9 protein-coding genes are annotated in these 13258 nt (G+C 34.0%); 2 read left to right on the top strand and 7 right to left on the bottom strand.

What is annotated here, in order from left to right:
• Window positions 1–47: 47 nt before the first annotated feature.
• On the top strand, window positions 48–902 hold the full coding sequence (locus tag LJY17_RS02235; RefSeq protein WP_264542243.1) for a TerC family protein: 855 nt from the start codon (window positions 48–50) through the stop codon (window positions 900–902).
• 37 nt (window positions 903–939) lie between these two features.
• Here LJY17_RS02235 and LJY17_RS02230 read toward each other — a convergent pair whose 3' ends face one another.
• The 7 genes from LJY17_RS02230 to LJY17_RS02200 form a co-directional block, all read right to left on the bottom strand.
• Window positions 940–3159 (bottom strand): multicopper oxidase family protein, encoded by a 2220-nt coding sequence (locus tag LJY17_RS02230; protein ID WP_264542242.1) that lies wholly within the window; start codon window positions 3157–3159, stop codon window positions 940–942.
• 8 nt (window positions 3160–3167) lie between these two features.
• On the bottom strand, window positions 3168–3890 hold the full coding sequence (locus LJY17_RS02225; protein ID WP_264542241.1) for a heavy-metal-associated domain-containing protein: 723 nt from the start codon (window positions 3888–3890) through the stop codon (window positions 3168–3170).
• A gap of 89 nt (window positions 3891–3979) precedes the next feature.
• Complete coding sequence (locus LJY17_RS02220; RefSeq protein WP_264542240.1) at window positions 3980–4540, bottom strand: AraC family transcriptional regulator; 561 nt, start codon at window positions 4538–4540, stop codon at window positions 3980–3982.
• Window positions 4540–5400, bottom strand: coding sequence for a DUF3347 domain-containing protein (locus tag LJY17_RS02215; protein WP_264542239.1), 861 nt, complete (start codon window positions 5398–5400; stop codon window positions 4540–4542). Before LJY17_RS02215 ends, LJY17_RS02220 begins: the two co-directional genes overlap by 1 nt.
• A 120-nt stretch (window positions 5401–5520) precedes the next feature.
• A complete protein-coding gene (locus tag LJY17_RS02210; RefSeq protein WP_264542238.1) occupies window positions 5521–5889 on the bottom strand; it encodes a hypothetical protein in 369 nt (122 codons plus the stop codon).
• Window positions 5890–5948: 59 nt separating this feature from the next.
• The gene (locus tag LJY17_RS02205; protein WP_264542237.1) at window positions 5949–8660 is read right to left on the bottom strand and encodes a DNA gyrase/topoisomerase IV subunit A; all 2712 of its coding nucleotides are present in this window, start codon (window positions 8658–8660) and stop codon (window positions 5949–5951) included.
• A 64-nt stretch (window positions 8661–8724) separates the two neighbouring features.
• Entirely contained in the window at window positions 8725–10587 is a 1863-nt protein-coding gene (locus tag LJY17_RS02200; RefSeq protein WP_264542236.1) for a DNA topoisomerase IV subunit B, read from the bottom strand.
• Between the two features lie 184 nt (window positions 10588–10771).
• Between LJY17_RS02200 and LJY17_RS02195 the strand changes: the two genes are divergently transcribed.
• Window positions 10772–13252 (top strand): TonB-dependent receptor plug domain-containing protein, encoded by a 2481-nt coding sequence (locus LJY17_RS02195; RefSeq protein WP_264542235.1) that lies wholly within the window; start codon window positions 10772–10774, stop codon window positions 13250–13252.
• Window positions 13253–13258: the final 6 nt, after the last annotated feature.

Genomic DNA, 13258 nt, shown 5'->3' with positions numbered 1-13258 from the left:
AAAACCCAATTAGACCCGTATAACTCCCGTAAACATAATTAAACAAAATGGAAACATTAATGAACCCTGATGCATGGATTGCATTACTGACTTTAACTTTTTTAGAAATCATTTTAGGTATCGATAACATTGTATTTTTATCGATTGTATCTGGAAAATTAAGAGCCGAAGATCAACCAAAAGCTAGAAGAATAGGATTATTATTAGCAATGGCTTTCAGAATCATTCTTCTTTTTGGAATCACTTGGGTAATGAGTCTACAGGATTCATTTTTTGATTTTGATTGGGGTTTTATGTCAGGTGGAATTTCAGGACAGAGTTTGATTGTTTTTGGTGGTGGTTTATTCTTACTTTATAAATCGGTTACAGAAATACACCATAAATTAGAAGGTGAAGAAGAGGCAACATCAGGTAAAGCTAGTAATTCGATAACAGGTGCAATTATTCAAATTGCATTATTAAACATTGTATTCTCTTTTGACAGTATTTTAACTGCAGTTGGATTGGTAAGTTCAGCAGAGCCACCAGTTGGTTTTGGACCTGCCGGGGCTTTAGAAATTATGGTAGGTGCAATTATTATTTCAATTGTAATCATGTTAATTTTTGCTGGACCAGTTTCTAAATTCGTTAACGAGCATCCTACAATTCAAATTTTAGGTTTATCGTTCTTAATCTTAATTGGCGTGATGTTATTAGCTGAAGGTGCTCACTTAGCTGACTTAAAAGTGTTAGGTTCAACAGAAGTGCATAGCATACCTAAAGGATATTTATACTTTGCGATTTTCTTCTCTTTATTTGTAGAATTCTTGAACTTGAGAATGAAGAAATCGAAAAATCCGGTACAACTTCACAATAGTAAAATTGTGGATGACAAATTAACCGACGATGATTTAACAAACTAACAATAAAAAGCCCTGAAAGTTCTCAGGGCTTTTTTATTTAATAATTCAAAGTTAATCCGAATCCAAATCCCATATCACTGTCATAATGAGTCGATAGCGCAGAATAACGATTAAGAATATATTTGAAGCCTGTCATATACTCTTTATCAGTATTTATCATGAAAGCCATACGTAATCTCCTTGATAGAGGAATATCTTCGCGCATTAATTGAAAACGTACATTACCATCAGTAAATACTTCTCCTTGAAATGTTACTAAAAAAGGTAAAACATAACTGGCACCTGCACTCAAAACAGCACGCTTATCTTTTGTGTTTGTTTGCCCAAAAAGATTCTTTTCAATTTCATCATGACCCATTTTTCGGTGGCGCCAATCAAAACCAATAAAAGGCATAAACCACTGTATTTTTCCGATATAGCGGCCAAAGTGAGTTTCTGTTTCATAACCATGCATATCATTGTAACCTAATCGCCATTCGGTACCTATACTCCATCGTGTATTTTGCAACATAAACATCCCATCATTTCCATTGGTTGCAAAATCATTTTCGGTCATGAAATGAAATTCACGATCATCTGCCTTAAGCATACGATATGCTTTTTTAGGATTTGGCAACTCAGGGTTTGGTGCTTGGTTTTCGTATGAAAAAATACGTCCCATTCCACTCATCATATGATACAAAATGTGACAATGAAAAAACCAATCACCTTCTTCATTAGCTAAAAATTCAATAGTATCTGTTTCCATTGGCATAATATCAACAACGTTTTTCAGCGGAGCGTAATCACCTTGACCGTTAATTAAACGGAAATCGTGTCCATGTAAATGCATTGGATGTCGCATCATTGAACCATTATAAAGAGTAATGCGCAATATCTCTCCTTTCTTCACTAAAATTTTATCTGTTTCAGAAATTACTTTGTTGTCAAGACTCCACACATAACGGTTCATATTCCCCGTAAGCTCAAACTTTAATTCCCTTACTGGTGAGCTTGAAGGCAAAACTGTTTTAGTGGGAGATTTGAGCATTGCATAATTTAAAGTGACAATATCTGATAGTTTATTGGCTTCATACTGATGATTTGAATGTTCATCTTGCATAATTTTTTTTCCTTTTTGGTTTCCTGTAATTTCGGGGTACATGACAACGTTCATATCCATTTGGTTGAGACTCATGTTCATGCCCATATCATTTAGTTCACCATTCATTTTCATCATATCGTTCATCATCTTCATTCCTTCAAAATATTTTAATTTAGGAAGCGGTGATACTAATTGTTTTATTCCGTTACCAAGAAATAAAGAAGTCGATTGTGTCCTGTCTTCTGGAGTAGCCAAAAACTCAAAAGCTATATCATTAGCAGGAATTTCAACCACAATATCATAGGTTTCAGATACAGCGATTAACAGTCTATCAACTTCCACAGGTTCAACATCATTACCATCATTTGCCACAACCATAATTTTTCCTCCAGCATAAGTAAGCCAGAAATTGCTCGATGCTCCTCCGTTTGAAATTTGCAAACGGACTTTCTCTCCTCCTTCGATTTCAGTAATTTGATTTTGAGGTTTTCCGTTAATCAAAAACTTTTCATAATACACATCACTTACATCCATAGCCAACATGCGTTTCCATTCGTTGGTAAGTTTAGTTTTAAAATGACCTTCTTTAATCGCTTCGGCATAACTTTGAGTACTACCTTTTTTTAAAGCAAACCAATCGGAAGCATTATGAAGCATACGATGTACATTTTCCGGATTAATATCAGTCCATTCACTCAAAATGACGGGATATGTTGGCAAATCGTCTATTCCTTTTCGGAAAGTAGGATCATTTTGTTTTTTCTTAAAAATAAGCGATCCATACATCCCTATTTGTTCTTGTAACCCTGAATGACTGTGGTACCAATGCGTTCCGTTTTGTTTTACCAAAAAACGATACACATAAGTACTGTGTGGTTTTATGGGCATTTGTGTCAAATGGGGAACTCCGTCTTCTTTATTTGGTAAAAAAACACCATGCCAATGCATGGCGGTTTCTTCATCCAACTCATTATGTACATAAATTTCAGCCATATCACCTTCGGTAAAAGTCAGTGTCGGCATAGGAATTTGACCATTAACTGCAATGGCTCTTTTTTCTTTACCCGAATAGTTTACGATGGTATCACGTACATATAAATCATATCGGACGACCTTTTGTGCAAAGGCCGTTGATAAAGCAAATAATAGTATAATATTTAAGAATAATTTCATTTTTTAGTTTATAATAACTGAAGAAGCATATAAGCGCTCATTGCAATCATCAATGCGTCTTCAATAATGGTTATAGTGCTCATGGGCAAGTTGAAAACGGCGCCCAAGCAAGCACACTGGATTCTTTTTTTATTCAAAACCGATTGTAGCACTCCTATAATACTAACAGTCATTACAACAAAGGTTGTCGAATTTGTAATTATTGGATTAAAATCAATTAGAAAAGCGATTCCCAAAGCCAATTCAATAAAAACATATGCATATGCCCAAGCAGGTAATTTTCGAGCTATTACATCATACATAATATAGCTTTCTGCAAAACCTTTTAAATTTAAAAGTTTAAAAAAGGAAAACACCAAAAAGAAGCCAGCCATGAAATGTCGCATCCACTCCATAAAATGAAACGTTCCCGATTGCCATTGAATTAATATAGTAACAACAGTTATAAATCCGAAAATCAGTAAGACTGATTTATATGTTTCAAACCATGACTTAGTCTGTTCAGCCAATTCATTATGTCCTTTCACTGAAATTTGATATTTACTATCTTTTTCCGTTAGTACTTTTTGCAATTCACTTAAAGAAACATGTTTATCCATTGATATTACGGCAGAATTAGTTTCTTTGGAAACTTCTACATTTGTAATGTTAGCAACTGTTAGCAAAGCTGATTTTACTTTTGCCTCGCAACTTGAACATGTCATTCCTGTTATTTGATACTCGTGTGTCATTGTTAAAATTTTTAGTTATTTATTAATGACAAAGTTCTGGACACGCTGTTAGGAATTCTTTACACTATTCCGAGTTTGATTTGTAATTTTTATAGGTCTTCGATTTGCTTACGTTTTTTTTCTTTTAATTGTTTAAAATAAGTTGGTGTAAATCCAGTTACTTTTTTAAACTGATTACTTAGATAAGCTACACTACTGTAATTAAGCTGATACGCAATTTCACTCAAAGACAATTCATCATAAACCAAAAGTTCTTTTGCCCTTTCAATACGTTGCAGAATATAATACTTTTCTATTGTAAGGCCTTCTACTTCCGAAAACAGGCTACTCAAATAATTGTAATCAAGGTTAAGTTTTTCGCCAATAAAATCAGAAAGGTTCGTTTTGATTTTATCCTGACTATGATGCACAAGCTCTATGACAATAGTTTTTATTTGTTCTATGATTTTGCTTTTTTTATCATCGATTACTTCAAAACCATATTGTTCCAATTGCCTGACGATTTCTTCTTTTTTATTTTCGTCTAAAGAACCAATAATATCTGCTTCGCCAAGTTCTACTGAAAGGACGCTAAGCCCGAGTTTTTCTAACTCGGACTTAACAACCATTTTGCAGCGGCTACAAACCATATTTTTGATATAGATCTTCATTATTTCAGCTTTTCAACCGTTTTACCGCAATTTAGCATCATCGAACCATAGTACGGATTTTTAATTGTACTCTCTTTGCTTAACCAATTGGCACCTTTACCATCATTCGCCATTGGACAAAATTGATAATAAACGGGCTCCTTAGATTTATCAACTTTCATTAACGCATATATATTTTTAGAAAGCGTCATAAAATAATCTCTTTGGTGTTTAACATCTTTAGTTTCATTGATATGTTCTGCATCTTCTGTTAGATTCTTCATTACTTTCATCCAAACCAAATGAACATCGTTGTCCAATTTTTCCATTTTGACTTCATTGATAGCTGTCAATAAAACTTTTGACAAATCAGAAGCCTTATTTCCATCAGATTTTACTAAAGCATCTTTAAGCATAAAGTAGTTTTCATAAACTTTTTCTAACTGATTTTTTTCTTGAATCACTTCTTGACTTTTTACATGATCCTCATGATTATGTGCCATTTCTTTTGAAACCGATTTAATAGTTTCCTTTTTAAATTCACGTTTGTATTGACAACATTCAGGTAAATTTTTATAGGCTTGATCTGGAGCCAGAAAAAATTGACTATCATAACCAGCCAAAGCAATTCTTTTTAAGATTTCCTCTTTGTTGGTTTTTTTGTCGTCATAACTTATTGTTGCCATTTTTGTGTCTTTATCCCAATCGACAGCGGCGATTTTCTTTAAATTCCCTGCTTTTTCAATGGTTTCTTCACACATTTCACAGTTCCCAGTGATTTTTACGGTTTCCTTTTTTTCATTTTTTATTTGGGCTTCACATGAGATAGAAAGTAATGCCACACTTAACAATAAAGTTATATTTTGAAATATATTTTTCATAAGTAAACGATTTTAAAGACTGAAAAACAGGCTGTTATTAGTATAAATTTAGATAAATAATTGCAATTGGAATAGTTATCATTTCCGAAAATGTACAATTATGGCTATGCAGAAAATCGTTTAGCTTATTTTAGGGAGTGACCAGATTGTCACAAATGCATTAGAAACGAAATCATTATAATGAAAGTTGTTTCCTCTTTCAATAGACGGAAAAAAGTAGCAAGTAGTGCCTTCAGTAGTACCAAAAATTAATGAAGTACAGCTTCCTAGTGAACTACATTGACATTTTGAATCATTACAGCTTTTGCTACATCCCTTATCTTTTGAAGAAGATTTTTTATCGCAACAACTTTTTGTTGCTGTTTTTTTTGAAGTGATTATTTTATGAGAAGTTACATTCATTTTCATATTACATGCATAAACATCTTGAGGCATTACAAACATGCCTAATAAGAATACGATTAAATATGTAAATACTTTTCTTCTCATTTCGTATGAGCAAATATAAAAAATAGTAACAGCGTAAACTGTTACTATTTTCTTAAAACTTATTCTAAAGTTAATGTGATTTGACCATCGTCATCCAGACTGATATTGTAATCCGTTAGCTCAGTCCCTTCCTCAGAAGAAGATTCGTTAACTTCTATTTCCTCAGGAATTACCTCTATTGGCTCTTCATAAGGAAGTGATTCCAGCAAGTTGACTTGTTTTAATTTATCAGTAGTTAATTGATTACCTAACGCCTTGATTCCTTTCACAGCTATGAACTGTTCCATATCGATGGTTTGGTTCTCTTTTTGAACTCCTTTACTCTTCACAAAAACAATTTCAGCTACTGGGCGCCAATCGGTCGAAACTATTTCTAACTGAGATTTTTCATGTTCAGTTATGAAAATTTCTTCTTTGTTTTCGTTTTCAACTAAGAAACGTTTAATAAAGTAGCGTTCTTTTTCTCCGTCATAATAAATCGCCGAAATAGGTTTCTTAGGATGCCATTTTTCAAGGATAATCATGTCCTCATCAAAATGGGTAGTCAATTCCGGGATAATAGTTTTTAACTTTCCTGATTGATTAATAATCAATAATCGATCATTAGGTCTGAATTCACCTAACAACTCTCCTCGTCCATCAACATTCAAACGTTGTACTGTATCATCGAACCAAACCTTACGTGGACGCAAAGTTGAAATTCCTTTCTCTTTCAGTTCAATTTTTTTGATAGGATATTTTGAAACCGTGTTTCCTTTAGAAGCACGTCCTTTAATCATGATTTCTGCAAAATCAACATCCCATTTCAGCTTTTTAACGCTTCCTACTTGACGTAATAAAATGGTTACTGTTTCGGCTTCACCATTTGGATTGGCAGAAAAATACAATACTTGCGATCCAGCTTTTTCTTGTGTTAAATCGTATTCTTTATCACGAGTTACTCCCGAAACATTGAATCGTTTAATAAATGAAGGGCCTGATTTACCATCACGATAAATCATATTATAAATCGTTCGCTTATCGTTTTTATCAAAAACGGCAATGTGAATAATGTCTTTGCCAATGAATTTCTTTTCATCTACTTTGGTAATGACCATTTTCCCATTGCGGAGGAAACAAATCACATCGTCAATATCAGAACAATCAGCAACATATTCGTCTTTCTTTAAGCCAGTACCAATAAAACCTTCTTCTTTATTTACATACAATTTGGTATTACGTAATACAACCTTAGTTGCTTCAATAGTATCAAAGTTTCTAATCTCGGTTTGACGTTCACGTCCTTTTCCATATTTCTCTTTCAAACGAGCAAAATAATCAATCGCAAAATCAATCAGATTGGCCAAATGATGTTTTACTTGTTCCATTTCAGATTCCAACTTCGCAATAGCATCATCCGCCTTATCAGAGTCGAAACGCGTAATACGAATCATCGGGATTTGGGTTAGACGTTGTAAATCTTCATCAACAATATCTCGAACTAATAACTTCTTAAATGGTTCGAAACGTTTATACATGTATTCATACAAGGATTCCTTATCAGAATATAATTTGAAGTCGATATACATTTCTTCACGAATGAAGATTTTTTCCAAAGTAGAGAAATGCCACTTTTCTTGTAATTCCTTCAATTGAATTTCCAATTCCTGACGCAATAAATCAACGGTTCTATCGGTTGAAATCTTCAACATTTCCGAAGCACCAATAAATAACGGTTTGTTATCCTCAATCACACAACCTAAAGGTGCAATGGAAGTTTCACACGCCGTGAAAGCATATAAGGCATCGATTGTTTTATCAGGTGAAACGCCAGGCGGAAGGTGAATTAAAATTTCAACCTCGGCTGCTGTATTATCTTCAATTTTCTTGATTTTGATTTTCCCTTTATCATTGGCTTTCAAAATACTATCAATCAATGAAGTGGTATTGGTTGAAAACGGAATTTGAGTAATAACCAACGTTTGCTTGTCTAACTGCGAAATTTTGGCACGAACACGAACACGTCCACCGCGCATACCATCATTGTAATTAGACACATCAGCGATTCCAGCTGTTGGAAAATCTGGAAATATTGTAAATGGTTTATTTTTTAAGATTTTAATCGACGCATCAATCAATTCATTAAAATTGTGAGGCAAAATTTTAGTTGATAAACCTACGGCGATCCCTTCTCCACCCTGTGCTAACAACAGCGGAAACTTTACAGGAAGATTGATGGGTTCTGCACGACGACCATCATACGACAAACCCCATTCGGTGATTTTAGGAGAGTATAAAACTTCAAGCGCAAACTTACTTAAACGCGCCTCAATATAACGTGACGCTGCTGCTCCATCACCAGTTAGGATATTACCCCAGTTTCCTTGAGTGTCAATCAATAAATCTTTTTGACCAATTTGCACCATAGCATCACCAATACTCGCATCTCCGTGAGGGTGATACTGCATGGTGTGTCCTACCACATTGGCTACTTTGTTATAGCGACCATCATCCAACTCTTTCATCGAGTGCATAATACGACGCTGCACGGGTTTGAAACCGTCTTCAATAGCGGGTACGGCACGTTCCAAAATTACATAAGAAGCATAATCTAAGAACCAATCCTTATACATTCCTGTAACTTTGGTTATGGTTGCTTCTGGATTTTCTTCGTCTTGGTCGTAAAAATGTTCGCCTTCAAAATGACCTTCCTCTGAAGTGTTTTCTTCAGATAAATTATCGTCTTGAGGTGTTAATTCTTCTTCGTTTATATTTTCGTTTTCTTCGCTCATAATTTAGTTAACAGCTAACAGCTAACAGCTAACAGAAAATTCTGTGAACTGTGAACCATAAACTTTAAGATGTTAATTCTTCAACGGTATCCAACTCCACTTTCAAATTCTTGATGATAAACTCTTGGCGGTCTGGCGTATTTTTACCCATATAGAATTCCAATAGTTTTTCAATAGAAGTCGCTTTGTCCAACATTACTGGATCCAATCGAATGTCTTCTCCAATAAAATGTTTGAACTCATCAGGTGAAATTTCCCCTAATCCTTTGAATCGTGTAATCTCTGGTTTTGGTTTTAATTTATCAATAGCTGCTCTACGCTCATCATCGCTGTAACAATAAATCGTTTCTTTCTTATTACGCACACGGAACAACGGCGTTTGCAAAATATACAAATGTCCTTCTTTGATAATTTCAGGGAAAAACTGCAAGAAAAACGTAATCAATAACAAACGAATATGCATACCATCAACATCAGCATCGGTAGCAATTACAATATTGTTATAACGTAAATCTTCCATGCTTTCTTCGATATTCAAAGCCGCTTGAAGTAAGTTGAATTCCTCGTTTTCGTACACAATTTTCTTTGTCATTCCGTAGGTATTCAATGGCTTACCACGCAAACTAAATACAGCTTGTGTATTTACATCACGTGATTTAGTAATTGAACCCGAAGCTGAGTCTCCCTCGGTAATAAATAATGTACTTTCTAAACTTCGTGGATTCTTAGCATCAGTTAAATGTACACGACAATCACGTAATTTTTTATTGTGTAAACTTGCCTTTTTAGCACGTTCTTTGGCTAATTTTCTAATTCCCGAAAGTTCTTTACGTTCGCGTTCAGCCTGAAGGATTTTACGAAGTAATAAATCAGCTACTTCAGGGTTTTTATGTAAAAAATTATCAAGATTCGTTTTAATAAAATCGTTTACAAATGTACGTACCGATGGACCATTTGGACCAATGTCAGTCGAACCTAATTTGGTTTTGGTTTGTGATTCGAAAACTGGCTCTTCAACTTTTACAGAAATCGCAGAAACAATTGATTTACGAATATCAGAAGCTTCAAAAGGTTTATTATAAAACTCCTTTATCGTTCTTACAATAGCCTCACGAAAAGCGCCCAAATGCGTTCCTCCTTGTGTCGTGTTTTGTCCGTTAACGAATGAATAATATTCTTCGGAATACTGACTCTTACTATGTGTCATCGCAATTTCGATATCATCACCACGTAAGTGAATAATTGGATATTGCATATCTTCTTCAGAAATTGTTTCTTCTAATAAATCTTTTAATCCATTATCAGAATAGAACTTTTCACCATTATAAACTATCGTTAATCCTGTGTTTAGGTAACAATAGTTTTTAAGCATTTTTACGATATATTCATTACGGTATTTGTAATGCTTAAAAATAGTATCATCAGCTACGAAAGAGACCTTTGTCCCTTTGCGTTTTGTTGTGGTTATAACTTCTTCTTCAAGGGTAAGGTTACCCGCAGAAAATTCGGCTGCTTTTTGTTGGTCATCACGAACAGATTCTACACGAAAGAAAGTAGAAAGTGCATTAACAGCCTTGGTACCTACTCCATTTAAACCAACAGATTTTTTAAAGGCCTTTGAGTCATACTTACCTCCAGTATTCATTTTAGAAACTACATCGACAACTTTTCCTAAAGGAATACCACGTCCGTAATCACGTACGGTCACCATTCGATCCTTGAGAGTAACTTCGATAGTTTTACCAGCACCCATTACGAATTCATCGATACAGTTGTCAAGAACCTCTTTTAACAGAATGTAAATCCCATCATCTGGCGACGAACCATCACCTAATTTACCAATGTACATACCAGGACGCATACGGATATGTTCCTTCCAGTCGAGAGAACGTATATTGTCTTCGGTATATTGATTTTGCTCCAGCATAACTAGTTTTTGGATTTTTTGCTAATATAATAGAAATGAGCCTAAAATGAAATAGACCACACCGAAAGTTATTAAGAAACCACTAGATTCATTTATTAACAATTTTTATCTTATAAAATCACGAATAATTTGTTAAAATATGTTAAAAAAATACATACATTAGCTTAAACTAAACAAACATTTTATGAAAAAACTAATCAATTTATCCTTTCTCTTACTGTGTGTATCCTATGCGTACTCGCAAGATCAGGAAAAAGAACAAACTAAAGAATTAGAAGAAGTCACAATCCAAACAGTTGGCTCAAGAAATTCAAAACGAACTGTTGTAAATTCTGCTGTTCCAATTGATATTATTAATGTTAAAGACGTAACGACTCAAAGTGGTAAAATAGAGATTAATGAGTTACTTCAATATGTTGCTCCTTCTTTTAATGCTAACAAACAATCGGGATCTGATGGGGCAGATCACGTAGATCCAGCATCTTTAAGAGGTATGGGACCAGATCAAACTTTAGTCTTAATCAATGGAAAAAGAAGACATCAATCTTCATTAATAAATCTATTTGGTACTAGAGGTCGTGGAAACACTGGAACTGATTTGAATACAATACCAGCTTCTGCCATTAAGAGAATTGAAATTTTACGTGATGGAGCATCAGCACAATACGGTTCAGATGCTATTTCTGGAGTAATCAATATTGTCCTTAATGACAATGTTAATGAACTCAACGGAGCCATTACTTATGGGGCTTATAATACAAAAGCAGATGGAGATTTTCCATTAGGAACTGCTAATACCAAGGGCTTTAGGTTAGATCAAAACGGTAATGGAAATTCATTTGGAAAAAACAAACGTTTTGATGGAAACTCTGTAAAAGTTGGAGCAAACTATGGTGTTTCTCTTGGTAAAAAAGGTGGTTTTGTAAACTTTACCACAGAATTTTTAAATAAGGAAAAAACATTACGTCCTGGTTTTGACTTTAGAAAAGGCTTTGGAGAAGCCGAAATCATGAGTGCCAACATAATGGCAAATCTATCAGTTCCAATTTGTGACAAACTAGATTTTTATGCTTTTGGAGGAAGAAACTACAGAGATACTGACGCTTACGCTTTCACAAGAAATGATGGAGAAAGAGTTGTAGAATCAATTTATCCTGGAGGATTTACTCCTAGAATTACATCAAACATTGTTGATAATTCTATTGCTGTTGGTTTTAGAAGAAAATCTGACAAGGGATGGAAAATGGATTTAAGTAATACTTATGGGAAAAACATTTTCGACTATAGAATAAAAGGAACTTTAAATGCATCATTAGAAGGTAATTCTCCGAGAGAGTTTGATGCTGGAGGACATAGCTTAAGCCAAAACACAATTAACCTTGATTTTTCAAAAAATTATGACTCAGTTTTAAAAGGGATGAATTTAGCTTTTGGAGCTGAATACAGATTAGAAAGATTCGAAATTTTTGCTGGTGAAGTTGGATCGTACGCAACTTATGATACAAACGGCAATGTAATAACTGATCCTTCAACACAATCTGCTCCTATTGATCCTGTTAGTGGTAATCCGAGACCAGGTGGATCACAAGGTTTCCCTGGATATAGTCCTAAAAATGAAGTTAATGAGACTCGTTCAAACATCTCTTTTTATGCTGATGCTGAATTTGATATTACAGAAAGATTACTAATTAGTGGCGCAGCTCGTTTTGAAAACTATAGTGATTTTGGAAGTACTTTAAACGGAAAAATAGCCTCTAGGCTTAAAATCACAAGTAAAATAAATTTAAGAGCTTCAATAAGCTCAGGATTTAGAGCACCTTCATTAGCGCAAATTTATTACAACACTAGTTTTACAAACTTTAGCAGCTCTGGTGCTTCTGAAATTTTATTAGCAAATAATGAAAGTTCAGTTACAAGAGCTTTTGGTATAGAAAAACTAAACGAAGAAAAAGCTATAAATACATCATTTGGAGCAACAGCAAATTTTGGAAATTTTACAGCAACAATTGATGGATATATGATTAACGTAAAAGACAGAATTGTTTTAACAGGCTATTTTGATGCATCTTCTTTAGGCTTAGGTGTAGATCAAGCTCAATTTTTCGTAAATGGTGCAGATACAAAAACAAAAGGTATTGATCTTGTATTATCGTGGAAGAAAAAATTTGGTGAATCTAATTTTGGAGCTACATTCGTAGGTAATATAAATGAAATGAAAATTTCTAAAGTAAAGAATCATAATTTAGATGAACAAACATTCTTTGGGGAGAGAGATAAAGCCTTTTTATTAGCTTCAGCACCAAAAAATAAGTTTGCTTTAAATTTAAATTACGGCAGAAAATGGTTTGATGCAGGCCTTGCATTTACTAGATTTAGTGAAGTTAAATTATTGGATTATCAAGTATATGAGGATGTTGCTGATTATGGTTCATTTGACAACCAAATTAAAGCTGCAACTGACACATATGACCCTAAAATTGTTACCGATTTAACTTTAGGCTTTAAACTATCTAAAAATTTCAAACTTACATTAGGAAGCAACAATATGTTTAATATATATCCTGATCAACAAGATGATTGGGTTGAAGCTGGTGGATATTGGGATGCTGTACAAATGGGCTTTAGTGGTGCATACTACTACGCAAGACTTGGACTTAAGTTTTAATTCATA

It is taken from the genome of Flavobacterium hankyongi (assembly GCF_036840915.1).
Taxonomy (GTDB): Bacteria; Bacteroidota; Bacteroidia; order Flavobacteriales; family Flavobacteriaceae; genus Flavobacterium; species Flavobacterium hankyongi.
The sequence above is the reverse complement of the archived record's forward strand: the minus strand, read 5'-3'. Positions and strand labels throughout refer to the sequence as shown.